We start from the raw sequence: 16262 nt of genomic DNA, 5'->3' as shown, positions 1-16262 counted from the left end.
GTCAGCCTCGCGCGTTCATCTGCGTGGTGGCGGCGGCCCGTTCTCCTCTGAGTGCTCGGATCTCGCGGGCTACGGCCGCGCCCAGCTCGCTTCGTGATGCCGCTCCGACCTTGGCGCGCGCCTGATAGATGTGCGATTCGACCGTGCGCACGGACACGAACAGGGCCTCCGCGATCCGTCGGTTCGACAGACCCTCTTCGACGAGCTGCGCGATTTCGCGCTCGCGCGCGGTCAGAGATCTCGTGGGGAGGGAGGTCGGGGCCTCGCCGGGCTCGTCGATGTCGTTGCGGACCGACAAAGCCGCGCGGAGGCGCTGAAGCATCCTCTCCGGCGGTGGCCCGACCTCGTTTGCCCCGGCTGCAGCAGACTCGGCATCGCGAAGGAGAGCATCAGCGGTCGGCGCCTCGATGCGTTCGACGAGGGGCCGCATCTCTGCGAGCACCTGCTCCGCGAGGGAATGGCGGAGGACGGCGAGACGATGCGCGTCGCGGATCTGAAGCATGACGGCATCCGTCATGCTGCTGAGCGTCCACGCATCGGCGGCGTGGGAGCGGGCTTCGTCGATGTTCCCGTTCGCAGCTGCCACGACCGACGACGTGGAGGCGAAGGAATGCTGCAGCATCCGGCTCGCGGCGGCGGGCATCTCGACGGCAGCGAGGGTCTCCTGGGCCTCGAGCGGGTACCTGAACACGGCCAAACCGTAGGCGGTCTCGAGCTCGATCATCGAGAGCGACTCACCGCCCCGGTACGGAGCGCGCGCCGCTGCGGCGTGCAGCTCGCGCCGGGCCGCGAGCACCCGCCCACGTCTGATCTCCACCAGCACCGCGGCGAGCGAGGCGGCAGCGAGCGCTGACCCGCCTGCTCGCACCGCCATGTCGCGCTCGAAGGCCAAACGATCGACGGCCTCGGCGTCGTCCGTCCCGGCTACCGTCCGACAGGCGAGATCGTATGACCTGGCCGCGATGCGGTCGAGTGCGTCGTCGAAGCTCGCACCAGAGGTGAACATGCGCATCGCACGGTTCAGAGCCTCGCGCATCGCGGTGGTCTCGCCGAGGTAGGCGCGGGCCATGCCGGCCAGCAGTTCGACATCGATGCGGTCGCGTAGGAACGACGTTGCCGGATCGCGGCGCACGTGCTCCGTCAGCACCACGGCGTCTCGCAGTCGCAGGTCGGAGACGGCCTGACGCGACTTGGCGAGGGCGTCGGGGGCCCCAGCACTCCCGAGATCGGGCGCCGTCGCCGTGTCGTCCACCGAGGGAAACGTGACGAGTGTGCGCGCCCTCCGACGCTCGTTCACGGCGAGGTCGAGCAGCGACTCATCCGTGGTTCGCGCTCCGAGTCTCTCCGTGGCGAAGCGTTGTTCGAGCACGATCGCGGGAACGGCGACGTCGGTCCTCATCCAGGCGGCGTACGCAGCGGCATCCGATGCGTCGCCGGTGTCGTTGGCCACACGTGCCGCATCGAGCACCACCCGCTCGATGAACTCCGGCGAGACGCCGTCGAGATCGGCGGGACGGGCGACGGTGCGCATCCACTGGTCTGCGAGGAGGCGCGCGAGCGGTGTGCTCCACCAGCGACCTTCGTCGCGGAGGAGACGTTCGAGCGCGTCGGAGATGACCGCCTCGGATCGTTCTCTCCCCAGCGCCCGCTCTGCGGCCCGCGCCAGCACCCGGTTCGCGGTCAGGCGGTGACTCGTGCTGCCGTCGTCGTACACCAGCCCCGCGGCCCGCAGTTCGTGGACGACGGCGACGGGTACGAGCCGGGTCGCGTCGGCGCGGGTGATGCCCGGGGCTCGATCGATGAGGACGAGAGCGCGCAATTGCTCGTCGTCGAGGTCGCGCACGTGAGCGTGGAGCACGGCGGCGAGGGCACCGTGCGAGGCGCCGTCGGCGATGGCGACGATCGGATCCCGGCCCTCGGTCAGCGCGGCGAGACCGGCGTCGACGAGCGCGCGCAGCAAGAGCCGCGAGCCGTCGGCCGACCACAGGAGCGCCGCGCGCGTCACGCTGTCGAACGGCTCATGCGGTGCGAACAGAGTCAGGAGTCGATCCGCGTCGCGCGGAGAGAGGCGCGGGAGCTCGATACGGTCGGCGTTGCCGGAGAGCCACAGGTCATGGATGACATCGACCACGCCGTCGCGACTGCTCGTGGGCAGCCGGGGCTCGGTCACCGCGATCAGGGCGGTCGCCCGCCCCGAATGAACGGCGCGGAAAAGAACGGCGAGGGATGCCGCGTCGAGCTCCTGCGCGTCATCGACCACGATGATCGTCGACGCGGGGACGGGGTCGTCGCGGAGAAGTGCCCGGGCGCGCGCATCGGATGCCGCCTCGAAGACGTTCGCGTACGTGTGGCGCAGCACGGCCGACGCCCGCACCATGATCGGATCGGATCCCCGTTGCCGGAGAACGTTCACGACGCGTGAGCGCAGGAAACTCTTCCCCGATCCGAGCGGCCCGCCCATGACGATCGATCGGCCGCGGAGGAGTGCGTCCGCCACGGCCTCCGGTTCGCGCCCGTCCCCGACGACCTCACCATCCTCGTTATCGGTCCGTGGCGACCGTCCCGAGTGCTCCCATCGCGTCATGCACCCCAGCTCCTCTCCCCAGCGAGACATGGCTTTCGGTCACAACCTACCCAGACGATCCGGACCGGGCTATCGGTAGACGGCATTCGGACTACTGAGGTTGCACTGAGCGTCTACTGATTCCCCATGGCGGTTCCGAAGGCGGAGGAAGGCGCACGCGGGCTCGCTACGCATTTCACCACCGGGGCACCGGTGAACCGCTGTCGCCTGGCTGTCGCGCCCCCCTAGCGTCGCCTCGAACCACACCGGAACCGGCCCCCACGAGGCCGGTCGACACGAGGGGACTCCGAACATGAACACTGCGACCACACGGGGGACGACCCGCCGCAAGGTCTTCGCCATCGCCGCTGGCGGGGCGGCACTGGGGCTGGGCGTCACGGCGACGCTCGCTGCCTGGACCGACACCGAATGGGTCTTCGGCGGCAATGGTGCCGGCGGGCCCGGAGTAGGCACGTCGACCTTCTCGGTCGAACAGAACACCGTCGCCCCCTTCACCACGGCAGCCGACTGGGTGAACGAGCCGGCCAACCCCGGTGGGGAGATCGTGTTCGGACCCGACGCCCTCGATCTCGCGCCGGGTGACACCGTCTACGCCGCTGTCGCGCTTCGCACGGCGCCGGACTCGGTCGCAGGCGACGTCGAGCTGCAGGCAGCAGTGCCGGCGGCCGGGATCACGACGAACGACGCCGCGGGTCTTCTCTTCGACGCGCTGAACGTGCGCGTCGCGACCGACACGGCCGCCTTCACCTGTGATGCGACGGCCTTCGCGGCGGGGGCGTCGGCGACCCTCATCGCCGACGGACCGCTCGCGGCGACCGGCGGCAGTGCTAGCCAGACGCTGACGGCCGATGCCGGCAGCACGCAGGTGTACTGCTTCGAGATCTCGCTTCCCGACCCGCTGACGCTCGCTCCGGGAACGACGATCGACGACTACATGGGCCTGACCGTCGCCCCCGCATGGGAGTTCCAGGCGGAGTCCTGACCCCATGTCGACGCACGCCATCACCCATGACGCTCACGCGGCACGGGACGGCGGCGATATGGCCGAGCCGGGAGGAACCGGGCCCGTCGGTTCCTCCCGGCTCGACCGGATGCGCGACGTCGTCATCACGCTGGTAGGCGTGGTCGGTATCGCCACGATCGCCTGGCTCGTCGCCGCCTGGATCTGGGGGCTCTCGATCGTCGTTTTCGTGACGGGGTCGATGTCGCCGACCATGCCTGTCGGGACGGCCGCGGTATCGCAGCTGACGCCCGCGGCCGAGCTGCGCGTCGGCGATGTCGTGACGGTCCCGCGTCCCGACACCGGACAGCCGGTGACCCACCGCATCGTCGCCATCGACGAGGTGGTGATTGCGCCGGACCAACGCGAACTGACGCTCCAAGGCGACGACAACGGCTCCGCCGACAGCCAGACGTATCTCGTCGACGAGGCACCGCGCGTGCTCGCCGCGGTACCGGTGCTGGGATCCGTCGTCCTGTGGGCGCAGACACCGATCGTGATGATCGCGGCCAGCATCCTGATCGCACTCGCGATCGCCTGGGCCCTCTGGCCCACCCCGACGCGCGCCGCCCCCGACGTCGACGAGACCTGAACAAGGAGAACCACTCATGAAACGTGCATCGTCGCACGGTCATCGCGCCGCCGTCGTCACGGCCGCCGCGGGCTCCGTCGCGCTCCTGGTGACCGGCACCGTGCTGCTGGCCGGCGTCGCCAACGCGGCGCTCGTAGAGGTGCCCGAGACGGGCGCCCCGGGGCGTCTCGTGCTCGCCGCCGACCCCTATCCCGCGGAATTCCGCGACCTGAGCCCCGGCGACATCCGGGCATGGCAGGTGCAGGCGCGGCTCGAGGATGCGTCGAGCGCCACCCTCGCTCTCGAACTGCGAAAGGACGGCGACCTCGTCGCTCATCCGCGCGGCCTTCAGATCAGCGTGCAGTCGTGCGCCGATGAGTGGACGGGGCTGGCCGACACGCCTGTCTGCGCATCCGGTGCCCAGCCGTTGACGGTGGCGACCCCGGCCGATGACTACCGGCTCTCCAGCCCGAGCTTCGACCTGCCCGACCTCGCCGCAGACGCGCCGGTCAGCCTCCTCGTCACCCTCGGGGTCGAGGACAGCCCCGAGGCGCGCGCCGACACCACCCTCATGGGTCTTACCGGTGACGTCGGGCTCGCCCTCACCGCGGTGGCGATCGATGACACCGTGCCGCCGGTGCCGCAGCCGCCGGTGCCCGCGCCGCCCGGAACCGGGTTGCCGGGTCTGCCGGCAACGGGCGGCGACCTGTCCGCTCTGGCCGCCGTCCTGGCGCTCGCCGGAGGATTCCTCGCCGCAGGCCTCGCCCTGCGCCTGCACCGCCGGGAGGCCCGCGCATGAAGACTCGAACCCGATCCGCGGTTGCCATCGCCGCGGTGGCCATCGTGGGGGTGCCGATGACCGTCACCGCGACGACAGCGGCGTGGAACAGCTCGGAGTGGGTGCACGGCGAGGTCGGCACGTCGACGCTCGACTGCACCGACGGCACGGGCTTCGCCTCCGTCGCATCCGGCCGGTTCCTGAGCGGTTCCCTGCTTGGGCTCGACCTCGACCCGATCGCCGAGCTCGAGCGGATGGCCCTCGCCCTCGATGGCGCGGGCGACGTCACCGTGTCGCCGAGCGATGCGATCGACCTCGGGTCTACCCCGCCCGACTCGTACGTGTATGCCAACCCGTTCGACGTGACCGCTCTCAGCTCCATCAACGTCGATCTGACGGGCTTCACCGTCGGCCTGCCGGGAGCGGCCCTCGGAGCCGTGAACCAGTACGCGAACGTCGCGACCGACGGCTCCGTCGCCGGGGCGTCGGGACTCGTCAACGACTCCGGCGCCGTGCTCGTGTCGGACACGACGCCGCCGGCATCGCTGCCCACGCGGGCCCGGGTCGGGCTCAGCGGCATCCTTCCGGCGGTCGCCGGCATCACCGACGCGAACCTCGAGATCGGCGCGGTCGCGGCCAGCTCGCAGATCGACGGGTGCGCGCTGCTGCGCGACGAGCTCTGGGGAGAGACGGCACCTGCGAGCGCGATCGTGCGCGATTACGGCATCGCGGGTCTCGGCCTGCAGCTGGACGCCCCCGTCGTGCAGAGCCTCGTGGGCGCCACCACCACCGCGGTGAACACGCTCGCCGGTGTGGTCGGGCAGCTGACCGGGCCGGGCGGGCTCATCGGCTCGACCATCGGAGCCGGAATCGACGCGGGAATCCCCGGCGTCCTCACCACGACAGTCGGCGGGAACGTCTCGATCACCGGGCTCGACCTCCTGGGGTCGGTGTCCACACTCCTGAACACGCCGCTCACCGACGGCGTGGTCACGATCGACCTGCAGGCGGGCACGATCGACGTCGATCTCGACGCTCTTCTTCCCTCGCTCAATGACGCCGCACCGAACACGGAGGTCGTCCTCAATGCTGCGGTGCTGAACCCGATCGTGGATCGCGCCGGCGTGCTGCTCGACAACTGGACGTCGCAGATCGTCGCCGCGCTCACCACCGAGCTCCGTGAGGCAACGGTCACCGTGGCGCTCGAAGCCGTCGTGGCCGCGCCGGGGATCGGTATCCTGCCGGGGCTCAACGTCCTGACCGCCGACGTCGGCTTCGTCGGCCCGCTCGGATCGCTGCTCGACGGGACGGCGGTGCTGACGATCGACGCGGAGGCGGCGGGCTTGGTCGGGCCGATCAACACCCTGCTCAGCGCGCTGGGCCTGCCCACCGTGACGCAGCTGCTGAACACAGTCGGAGGGCTCAGCTCGGGTCTCGTCTCGACGCTGGCGAACACGCTGACGACCACGATCACCGCGGCGCTCACGACGCTCGGCGGCACGCTCGCGACGGCGGTGACCGCAGTGATCTCGGCGCTCGGAGGGGTGGTCGACGCGCTGCCGTCGGTCGTATCGCTCATGGTCAACGTGCAGCCCGATCAGCCCAACGCCCCGCCGGACGCGACCTTCATCGCGGCGTCGGGCGACGCGACGGCCGAGTACCGTGTCGCGGCGCTCCGGCTCGGACTCGCGGACGGCCTCGGCGGTCTGGCGGCGGCCACCTTCGCCACGGCGAGCGCCGGTCCGGTCACGGCACCCTGACGTCGCACGTGTGACCACTCGTGGGGTCGACCGGCGCGGGTCGACCCCACGAGCGCGATCGTAGAATGAGGGAATCATGTCGACTCCCTCGAGCGCACCCACCCTCATAGCGCCGTCACTCGCCGCGCGCACCGCCGATGGCCGCGCGCGTACGTACGAGGTGCGTACCTTCGGCTGCCAGATGAACGTCCACGATTCCGAGCGGCTCTCCGGATCGCTCGAGAGCGCGGGGTATCTCCCCGCCGATCCCGGCACCGACGCCGACGTCATCGTCATCAACACGTGCGCGGTGCGCGACAACGCCGCCGGCAAGCTCTACGGCACCCTGGGCCATCTGAAGTCGGTCAAGGACAAGCGCGAGGGCATGCAGATCGCGGTCGGCGGCTGCCTCGCGCAGATGGACCAGACCGCCGTGCAGCAGAAGGCTCCGTGGGTCGACGTCGTCTTCGGCACCCACAACATGGGCGCCCTTCCGGGATTGCTCGAGCGAGCACGTCACAACGGCGAGGCCGAGCTCGAGATCCTCGAATCGCTCGAGACCTTCCCCTCCACCTTGCCGACGAAGCGGGACTCGGTCTACAGCGGTTGGGTGTCGATCTCGGTCGGCTGCAACAACACGTGCACGTTCTGCATCGTTCCTCACCTGCGCGGCAAGGAGAAGGATCGCCGTCCCGGCGACATCCTGAACGAGATCCGCCTGCTGGTCGACGACGGGGCGATCGAGGTCACCCTGCTGGGGCAGAACGTCAACAGCTACGGCGTCGAGTTCGGCGACCGTCAGGCGTTCGGCAAGCTCCTGCGCGCGGCGGGTGAGATCCCGGGGCTCGAGCGCATCCGCTTCACGAGCCCGCACCCGGCGGCGTTCACCGACGACGTCATCGACGCGATGGCCGAGACGCCCGCCGTCATGCCGCAGCTGCACATGCCCCTGCAGTCGGGCTCCGACAGGATCCTGAAAGCGATGCGCCGGTCGTATCGCAGCTCGAAGTTCCTCGGCATCCTCGACCGTGTGCGTGAGCGCATTCCGCACGCGGCGATCTCGACCGACATCATCGTCGGGTTCCCCGGCGAGACCGAAGCCGACTTCGAAGACACGCTGCGGGTGGTCGAGCAGTCGCGCTTCGCGAGCGCCTTCACCTTCCAGTACTCCATCCGCGAGGGGACGCCCGCCGCGACGATGCCCGACCAGGTGCCGAAGGCGGTCGTGCAGGAGCGGTACGAGCGGCTCGTCGCGTTGCAGGACCGGATCGCGCTGGAGGAGAACCAGAAGCAGGTCGGCCGCGAGGTCCGCGTGCTGGTGTCTTCCGCGGAGGGCAAGAAGGCCGCCGAGACGCACCGTCTCACCGGCCGCGCAGAGGACAACCGCCTGGTGCACTTCGAGCTGCCCAGCGGCTCCGAGACGCCGCGACCGGGAGACGTCGTCACCGTGACGGTTACGCACGCGGCCCCGTTCCACCTGCTGGCCGACAGCACGGACGGATCGCCGCTGCGCATCCGACGCACGCGAGCAGGCGACGCCTGGGACCGTTCGCTCGCCGAGTCGTGCGGGGTACCGGCTCCGGCATCGACGGATGCCGGCCCGCGCGCGGTGTCGCTGGGTCTGCCGTCTCTGCGCGTCGGGGTGTGACCGCGGCGCCGGCCCCGGACTCCGCCCCGGCTGACGGAGCGCCGATCCTCTGGGCCGTTCTCGGGGCGACGGGCACCGGCAAGACCGGTCTCTCGCTCGACCTCGCCGAAGCACTCGTCGCACGTGGCCGGTCGGCCGAGATCGTCAACGTCGACGCTATGCAGCTGTACCGCGGCATGGACATCGGCACCGCGAAGATCCCCGAGACCGAACGCCGCGGCATCCCGCACCATCTTTTCGACGCGCTGGAGGTGACGCAGGAAGCCGCCGTCGCGTGGTACCAGGAGGTCGCGCGCCGGACGATCGAGGAGATCCGTGGTCGCGGCGCCGACGCGATCCTCGTCGGCGGCTCGGGACTGTACGCCTCGAGTGTGCTGTTCGACTTCCGCTTCCCGCCGCGCGACGAACGCCTGCGCGCGAGCCTCGAGGACGAGCTCGAGCGCCACGGTGCCGGGCACCTGTTCGCGCGGCTGCGTGCCGCCGACCCGGCAGCAGCCGAGCGGATCGACGCGCGGAACGGCCGCCGCATCGTGCGCGCGCTCGAGGTGCTCGCGCAGGGCGGGCGAACCCATGGCGGAGCCCTGCCCGAGGCGCCCGAGCATTGGTCGCCGCGGACCCGGATCATCGGCACCGCGGTGCCCCGCGACGAGCTCGTGCCGCTCCTCGATGCGCGCGTCGAGCGGATGTGGGCGGCCGGCCTGGTCGACGAGGTCGCCGTCCTGCGGCAGCAGGGTCTCGAGCGCGGTGCCACCGCCGGTCGCGCCATCGGCTACGCGCAAGCGCTCGCGCAGCTGCGCGGCGACACGAGCGAGGAGGAGGCGATCGCCGAGACGCAGGCCCTCACGCGGCGTTACGCGCGCCGCCAGGTGTCGTGGTTCAAGCGGTACGACGATGTCCGCTGGGTCGACCCTCGCACGACGGATGCGGGCGCGCTCGTCGACTCCGCCGTGGCGGGTGGGCCCGTCATCGATGCGAGAGGATGACACCCGTGAGTATCACGATGCGCGCATTCGCTCCCGACGATGAGGATGCCGTCGTCCAGCTGTGGCATGAGGTCGGCCTCACCCGCCCCTGGAACGATCCGCGTGCCGACATCAGGCGCAAGCTGACGGTTCAACCCGAACTGTTCCTCGTGGCCGTCGACGAGCCTGTCGACGGGACCGCGCATGTCATCGTCGGCACCGTGATGGCGGGTTATGACGGCCACCGAGGCTGGTTGTACTACCTCGCCTCGGCGCCCTCGCACCGGGGGCAGGGCGTCGGACGCCTGCTCGTCGCGGAGGCCGAGCGCCTTCTCGAGGCCATGGGATGCCCCAAGGTGCAGCTCATGGTGCGGCCCGAGAACGAAGCGGTGCGCGGCTTCTACCACGAGCTCGGCTACGAGCCGTTCACCGTGTGGTCGACCGGCAAACGCCTCGTCGTCGATGGCCCGGGCGGCCCCGCCTAAGCTGGGCACATGGCGACTCTCGCGTTCACCAAGGGCCACGGCACCGGCAACGATTTCGTGATCCTGGCCGACCCCGACGGCGAGCTCGAGCTCAGCGATGCGCAGGTCGCGGCACTGTGCGACCGCCACGTCGGCATCGGCGCCGACGGCCTGCTGCGGGTCGTCCGCTCGGCCGCGATCGCCGAGGGGGCGGATGCCGCGGCCTCCGGCGCTGAGTGGTTCATGGACTATCGCAACGCCGACGGGTCACTGGCCGAGATGTGCGGCAACGGAACGCGCGTCTTCGCACGCTACCTCGCCGACGCGGGCCTCGCGTCGATCGAGGCCGGACTCCGCATCGGCACGCGCGCCGGCGTCAAGACGATCACCCGCGCCGAGAACGGCTTCGAGGTCGACCTCGGTCTCTGGCGCGCCGAGGAGGGCGACATCCTGGTGCGCGCGCGTGGACTCGGCGTCGCCCGACCCGGGCAGGCGATCGACGTGGGCAACCCGCATGTCGTGGTCGCTCTCGCGGGCGAGGCAGAGCTCGAGGGGCTCGACCTGACGTCGCAGCCCACCCTCGACCCGCATCCGGCCGCCGGCGCGAACGTCGAGTTCGTCGTCCCGGCCGAGCCGCTCGTACAGAACGGTGTCGGCGCTATCCGCATGCGGGTCTACGAACGCGGAGTGGGGGAGACCCTCTCGTGCGGCACGGGGGTCGCGGCATCCGCACTCGCCGTCCGTTTCTGGGCAGGCTCGGCGGCACCCGATCGGTGGACGGTCGACGTCCCGGGCGGCACGCTCGGCGTGCGCGTCGTGCGTCAGGACGACGGCGAGCACGTGCTTCTCTCCGGGCCCGCGACGCTGGTGTTCTCGGGGCAGGTCACCCTCGCCGACTGAGCGGGCCCGGATGATCGGTCGTCGCGCGCGCGTCAGGGCAGTTCGATGGCCCCCGTCGGGGGTGTGCCGTGGCGACGCACCTTCAGCACGCGGAAGCCGCGGCCGGTCGCGGCGCGCGAGACGGTGTACCCGTCGTCGAAGGTCGCGGCGAGCCAGCGCTGCAGCGAATCGGATCCGAGGTTGCGCTGCACGACGAGCCAGGCGTCGCTGCGCTCGGCCAGGCGGGGGATCCAGCGCTGGAGCATCCCGTGCAGCTCGTTCTTGCCGACGCGGATCGGCGGATTCGATCGGATGGTCCGGAATACGACGTCGTCGGGAACATCGTCGGGCAGCACAGCGTTGATATTGGTGAGTCCCAGATCAGCGGCGTTGCGTCGCACCAGGTCGAGAGCACGTTCGTTGACATCGACGGCCCAGACCGTGGCGTGAGGCGACTCCAGAGCCAGCGACAGCGAGATCGGCCCCCAGCCGCAGCCGAGGTCGAGGAAATCCCCACCGGGCGGTGCCGGCGGAGTATTGGCCAGAAGAACCCCCGTGCCCGAGTCGACGTGGTCAGGGCTGAACACCCCGCCCGCGGTCGTGACCTCGACGGCACGACCCGCGAGGGTCACGCGGATGCGGCGGAGGTTCTGTTCGCTGGACGGGGACGCGCTGAAGTAGTGATCGCTCCCCATGCATCCGAGCGTATCGGAGCCGGGCAATCCGGCGGGAGACTAGAATTCACGGATGCCCGGGCACGGGCATCCCGGGAAGAGAGTTATGACGCAAATCACCACCCCCGACGGCGACGACGACATCGCGGTGGATCCGGTCGATCGAGTGCTCGCGAGCGCCGAGACGCGCTCGTCGATGCGCGTGTTCGGCGGCGCGCAGGCGCTGCAGGATGCGGCGACCGTCTCATACGGAGACACCGACGGCGACCAGTGGGATCGCGAGGAGCGCGCCGCGCTGCGCCGCGTCCCGGGACTGTCCACCGAGCTCGAGGACGTCACCGAGGTCGAATACCGGCAGCTGCGACTCGAGAACGTCGTGCTCGTCGGCGTGTACCCGCAGGGGTCGCACGAAGACGCCGAGAACTCGTTGCGCGAGCTCGCCGCGCTGGCCGAGACCGCCGGCGCGGTCGTCCTCGACGGTGTGCTGCAGCGGCGGCCGCATCCCGATCCCGCCACCTACATCGGACGCGGCAAGGCGGCCGAACTGCGCGATCTCGTCGCCGCGGTCGGCGCCGACACCGTGATCGCCGACACCGAGCTCGCTCCGAGCCAACGGCGTGCGCTCGAGGATGTCGCCAAGGTCAAGGTCATCGACCGCACGACCGTCATCCTCGACATCTTCAGCCAGCACGCGAAGAGCCGCGAGGGCAAGGCTCAGGTCGAGCTCGCGCAACTCGAGTACCTGCTCCCGCGCCTGCGCGGGTGGGGTGAGTCGATGAGCCGTCAGGCCGGTGGCCAGGTCGGCGCAGGCGGCGCGGGCATGGGCTCGCGTGGTCCGGGTGAGACGAAGATCGAGCTCGACCGCCGCCGCATCCGGACGCGCATGGCGCAGCTGCGCAGGCAGATCCGCGAGTTCGCGCCGTCTCGCGAGGCGAAGCGCGCCGAGCGTCGGCGAAACACGATCCCCTCCGTGGCGATCGCCGGATACACCAACGCCGGCAAGTCGAGTCTGCTCAACCGGCTGACGAGCGCGGGAGTCCTCGTCGAGAACGCGCTGTTCGCGACGCTCGACGCGACCGTGCGCCGGGCCGAGGCCGCTGACGGGCGCGTGTACACGCTCACCGACACCGTCGGATTCGTGCGCAATCTGCCGCACCAGCTCGTCGAAGCCTTCCGGTCGACGCTCGAAGAGGTGTCGGGCGCCGACGTCATCGTGCACGTCGTCGACGGGTCGCACCCCGACCCGGCGGCGCAGCTCGCGACCGTCCGCGACGTGATGGGCGACGTGGGTGCGCGTGCGACGCGCGAGCTCGTCGTGTTCAACAAGGCCGACCTGGTCGACGATGACGCGCGGCTGCTGCTGCGCGGGCTCGAGCCGACGGCTCATTTCGTGTCGTCGCGGACCAGCGAGGGGATCGACGACCTCCGCGCGGCGATCGAGGACGCGCTTCCGCTGCCCGCGGTAGAGGTGCGTGCGCTCGTGCCGTACGACCGGGGCGATCTGATCTCGGCTGTGCACGAGAGCGGTCACATCGTCGCGACCTCGCACGAGGAGGACGGCACCGCCGTGCATGCTCACGTGTCCGAGCGCCTCGCCGCCGAGCTCGCACCCTACGCCGTCTGAGTTGCCGCTCGGGTGTATCAGCCCGCCATGTTCAGGGCTCGGGGCACCGGGTTGAGGGCTCAGTCGAGTTCGACCGGCGCGACCCCCGGGGTGTCGAAGCCGAAGACCTGGCCGAGGAATGCCAGCTCGCTTTCGAGCGCGTGCACGATCGTCTCCGTGCGCCGGAACCCGTGGCCCTCGCCCGCGTACAACACGTAGGCATGGGGCACTCCCTGTGCGACGAGAGCGTCGCGGATGGCTTCCGCCTGCGCCGGGGGCACGACGGCGTCCTCGTCGCCCTGCAGAAGCAGCAGCGGCACCCGGAACCGTTCCGGCCGGCTCAGGGGCGACCGCTCGATGTAGACCTGCTCCGCTTCGGGCAGCGGGCCGATGAGCCCGTCGAGGTAGCGCGCCTCGAAGTCATGCGTCTCAGCCGCCAAGGCGCGTGCGTCGCCGACGCCGTACCGCGAGACGCCGGCACCGAACACGTCGGTTCCGACCAGCGCCGCGAGCACGGTCCAGCCGCCCGCGGAGCCGCCCTCGATCGCGAGACGTGACGGGTCGGCGAGTCCGTCGGCGGCGAGCCCTCGGGCAGCGGTCGCGACATCGTCGACGTCCACGACGCCCCACTGGCCCTTCAGTCGTTCGCGGTACGAGCGGCCGTAGCCCGTCGAGCCGCCGTAGTTGACGTCGAGCACGCCGATGCCGCGACTGGTGAAGTAGGCCACCTTGCTGTCCGCCGTACCGCCCACATGCGAGGTCGGACCGCCGTGTACCCACACGAGGTACGGTGGCAGCTCATCGGTCGGCGCTTCGACGTCGGGATTGGTCGGCGGGTAGGCGAAGGCGTGCACGGGGCCGTGCGGGCCTTCGGTCGTCAGCTGACGGGCGTGCGGAATCCATGCCGCATCGACATCGGGAGCGCCGCCGCGCACCGCGGTCGCCTCGCCGCTGTCCAGATCGACGATCCACAGCCCCGTCGCGCCCGGCATCGTGCCGCTGACGAGGGCGCTGCTGCCCGCGACATCCTCGATCTGCAGCCGCGCTGTGGCGGGTACCGGGAGCGGGACGGCGCCACCGTCGCGGTCGATGACGACGAGCTGATCCGATCCGTGCGTGCGGACGGCGACCACGCGGCCGTCATCGAGCGGCGCGTACCAGCGGGTTCCCAGCACCCACAGCCCGCCGCCTGTGTCAGCGTCGGCGGGGGAGATCGGGGCCGGGTTCGCGTCGGCGTCGGGGTCGAAGCGGTAGAGGTTCCAGCGCCCGGTCGGCTCGTCGACGACGACGAGCTGGCCATCGGGGGTCCATTCCGGCTGAAGCGCGGCCGTGCTGCCGCCGGCGACGTCACGGACCCGGTGCGGGGCGCGGAGGTCGACGACGCGGATGCGGGTGCGGTCCCAGGGCATGTACGGGTGGTCCCAGGCCACCCAGGCGAGGTGCGAGCCATCGGGTGAGAGGGCGGGCTGGGCGACGAAGTCGCTGCCGCCCGCGAGCTCGGTCACGCCCGAAGCGTGGGCGCCCGTAGCGCCGTCGATGCGCACGATGTGGCGCTCGGGAGTGCCCTCGGAGCGTGCGCGTTCGCGCACCGCGAGCAGGACGCCGCGCTGCCAGCGAAGCCCGCCGTAGTGCGTGCCGCTCTCGTCGGGGGTGAGCGCCTCGGGCTCGCCGCCGGGGCGGAGGCGACGGATGCGCTGGTCGGACTTGTCGACGAAGAACAGATCGCCGTCGTCGGAGACCGCCCACGCGCCTCCGCCGTACTCGTGGACGCGTGACCGGGCGTTCCAGGGGGCGGGAAGAACGACCTCGACCTCGCCGTCGCCTCGGCGCCGCATGACGGCGACGCGGCCGCCCTCGTCGGGCAGCGACTCGCCCCACCAGACCTCATCGCCGACGAAGCCGGCGCCGTCGAGGCGCAGTGACGACGAGCTCGCCCACGATGCGGTCAGGGGAGAAGGCCAGGAACCGTAGGGCAGTTGCTGCGACATACCGCCACGCTACGCGAGCCGCGGCACCCCGCGGCGAGATGACGGGAGGTGCCGCGGCGGCGCGCGCGGGTCAGACGGCGCGGAGGACGGCGACCACCTTGCCGAGGAGCGTCGCGTCGTCACCGAGGATCGGCTCGAAGGCAGAGTTGCGGGGGAGGAGCCAGGTGTGACCGTCGCGCTGACGGAGCGTCTTCACGGTCGCCTCGCCGTCGAGCATCGCGGCGACGATCTCTCCGTTGTCAGCTGTCGCCTGTGCGCGCACGACGACCCAGTCGCCGTCGCAGATGGCCGCATCGATCATCGAGTCGCCGACGACCTTGAGCATGAAGAGCTCTCCCTTGCCGACGAGCTGGCGTGGCAGCGGGAAGATCTCCTCGACCTGCTGGTCGGCGGTGATCGGGACCCCGGCCGCGATCCGGCCCACGAGAGGGACCAGGGCGGCGTCGCCGAGAGCGGGCGCCGCATCGGCCGGGTTCTCACCGGCCGTGCCGGGGAGGTCGATCAGGACCTCCATGGCCCGCGTCTTGCCGGGGTCGCGGCGGAGGTAGCCGCTGAGCTCGAGCTGGTTCAGCTGGTGGGTGACGCTCGAGAGCGACTTGAGGCCGACCGCGTCGCCGATCTCGCGCATGCTCGGCGGATAGCCGTTGCGGGCGATCGCGTGCTGGATCACCTCGAGGATCGCGAGCTGCTTGTCGCTCAGATTCTTGCGTCGTCGCGTCTGCGGCTTCTCGCTCATACCGCCGGTCTCCTGTCGTCACGCCCCGTCCCCGACCCGATGTCGGAGGTTCGTGGTGGGCTCTCGCTGTCGAAAAGGTAGCCCGATACGACGGCGACATCACGGAACGCTCCGCGTGTCTCTTCGATCGGTCTCCGATTTCGGTGGGTGGTTGACACCACACAATATCGAAGATACGTTCGGAACCGAAGTTCGCACCCGTCTCTCCCGGCCGAGAGGCGGGGGCGAATCTTCCTACCGCTCCCGAGGAGATGTCATGACCACGATCGATGCCCGCTTCGCACCGGCCCCCCGTACCCGTCTGCGTCTGACGCGCCGCGGACGCCGCGTCGTTGCGACGATCGCCGCCCTTCCGGCGGTCGTCGCCATCACTGCGGTCGCACTCTCCGGCGGTGGCGCGCTCGCCTCGAACGACGCAGGGGCGCCCGCGGGCTCGTTCACGACCGTCACCGTGATGTCGGGGGAGTCCCTCTGGTCGATCGCCGAAGAGGTCGCCCCCGCGGCCGACCCCCGCGACGTCGTCGACGCGATCGTCCGACTCAACGCGCTCGGCTCGGGTCAGCTCGAGGCCGGCCAGACGCTGGCCATCCCGCTCGAGTACACGAGCGCCAGCTGACGAGCTGCTGCGCGCGGTGA

14 protein-coding genes are annotated in these 16262 nt (G+C 70.7%); 10 read left to right on the top strand and 4 right to left on the bottom strand.

Annotation, left to right across the window (positions count from 1 at the left end; all coding sequences use genetic code 11):
* Position 1 precedes the first annotated feature (1 nt).
* Positions 2-2377, bottom strand: coding sequence for a LuxR family transcriptional regulator (locus DEU36_RS04520; RefSeq protein WP_147374363.1), 2376 nt, complete (start codon positions 2375-2377; stop codon positions 2-4).
* A gap of 499 nt (positions 2378-2876) precedes the next feature.
* Between DEU36_RS04520 and DEU36_RS04515 the strand changes: the two genes are divergently transcribed.
* The 8 genes from DEU36_RS04515 (at position 2877) to dapF (ending at position 10646) form a co-directional block, all read left to right on the top strand.
* Entirely contained in the window at positions 2877-3566 is a 690-nt protein-coding gene (locus tag DEU36_RS04515; RefSeq protein ID WP_120263107.1) for a SipW-dependent-type signal peptide-containing protein, read from the top strand.
* A gap of 4 nt (positions 3567-3570) precedes the next feature.
* Positions 3571-4176: a signal peptidase I gene (locus tag DEU36_RS04510; RefSeq protein WP_120263106.1), complete on the top strand. Its 606-nt coding sequence runs from the start codon at positions 3571-3573 to the stop codon at positions 4174-4176.
* 16 nt (positions 4177-4192) lie between these two features.
* Positions 4193-4954, top strand: a complete 762-nt coding sequence (locus DEU36_RS04505) for a hypothetical protein (RefSeq protein WP_120263105.1) — start codon at positions 4193-4195, stop codon at positions 4952-4954.
* On the top strand, positions 4951-6693 hold the full coding sequence (locus tag DEU36_RS04500) for a choice-of-anchor G family protein (protein ID WP_120263104.1): 1743 nt from the start codon (positions 4951-4953) through the stop codon (positions 6691-6693). Before DEU36_RS04505 ends, DEU36_RS04500 begins: the two co-directional genes overlap by 4 nt.
* A gap of 76 nt (positions 6694-6769) precedes the next feature.
* Entirely contained in the window at positions 6770-8320 is a 1551-nt protein-coding gene (gene miaB / locus DEU36_RS04495) for a tRNA (N6-isopentenyl adenosine(37)-C2)-methylthiotransferase MiaB (RefSeq protein WP_120263103.1), read from the top strand.
* Positions 8317-9303 (top strand): tRNA (adenosine(37)-N6)-dimethylallyltransferase MiaA, encoded by a 987-nt coding sequence (gene miaA / locus DEU36_RS04490; protein WP_183045295.1) that lies wholly within the window; start codon positions 8317-8319, stop codon positions 9301-9303. The genes miaB and miaA overlap by 4 nt, the downstream gene beginning before the upstream one ends.
* Positions 9300-9767 carry a GNAT family acetyltransferase gene (locus tag DEU36_RS04485; protein ID WP_120263102.1) on the top strand — a complete coding sequence of 156 codons (468 nt, stop codon included), beginning with the start codon at positions 9300-9302 and terminating at the stop codon, positions 9765-9767. The genes miaA and DEU36_RS04485 overlap by 4 nt, the downstream gene beginning before the upstream one ends.
* Before the next feature lie 9 nt (positions 9768-9776).
* Positions 9777-10646, top strand: a complete 870-nt coding sequence (gene dapF / locus DEU36_RS04480; protein WP_120263101.1) for a diaminopimelate epimerase — start codon at positions 9777-9779, stop codon at positions 10644-10646.
* A gap of 32 nt (positions 10647-10678) precedes the next feature.
* Here the strand turns inward: dapF and DEU36_RS04475 are convergent, their stop codons facing one another.
* On the bottom strand, positions 10679-11320 hold the full coding sequence (locus DEU36_RS04475; RefSeq protein WP_120263100.1) for a class I SAM-dependent methyltransferase: 642 nt from the start codon (positions 11318-11320) through the stop codon (positions 10679-10681).
* Between the two features lie 85 nt (positions 11321-11405).
* Here DEU36_RS04475 and hflX point away from each other — a divergent pair, with 85 nt between their 5' ends.
* Positions 11406-12923, top strand: a complete 1518-nt coding sequence (hflX, locus tag DEU36_RS04470) for a GTPase HflX (protein ID WP_120263099.1) — start codon at positions 11406-11408, stop codon at positions 12921-12923.
* A gap of 59 nt (positions 12924-12982) precedes the next feature.
* Here hflX and DEU36_RS04465 read toward each other — a convergent pair whose 3' ends face one another.
* Both DEU36_RS04465 and lexA read right to left on the bottom strand, forming a co-directional pair.
* Positions 12983-14890: a prolyl oligopeptidase family serine peptidase gene (locus DEU36_RS04465; protein ID WP_120263098.1), complete on the bottom strand. Its 1908-nt coding sequence runs from the start codon at positions 14888-14890 to the stop codon at positions 12983-12985.
* A gap of 70 nt (positions 14891-14960) precedes the next feature.
* The gene (gene lexA, locus DEU36_RS04460) at positions 14961-15626 is read right to left on the bottom strand and encodes a transcriptional repressor LexA (protein WP_120263097.1); all 666 of its coding nucleotides are present in this window, start codon (positions 15624-15626) and stop codon (positions 14961-14963) included.
* A gap of 256 nt (positions 15627-15882) precedes the next feature.
* Here lexA and DEU36_RS04455 point away from each other — a divergent pair, with 256 nt between their 5' ends.
* On the top strand, positions 15883-16242 hold the full coding sequence (locus DEU36_RS04455; protein WP_120263096.1) for a LysM peptidoglycan-binding domain-containing protein: 360 nt from the start codon (positions 15883-15885) through the stop codon (positions 16240-16242).
* Positions 16243-16262 lie beyond the last annotated feature (20 nt).

It is taken from the genome of Microbacterium sp. AG238 (genome assembly GCF_003610405.1).
GTDB lineage: Bacteria > Actinomycetota > Actinomycetes > Actinomycetales > Microbacteriaceae > Microbacterium.
The sequence above is the reverse complement of the archived record's forward strand: the minus strand, read 5'-3'. Positions and strand labels throughout refer to the sequence as shown.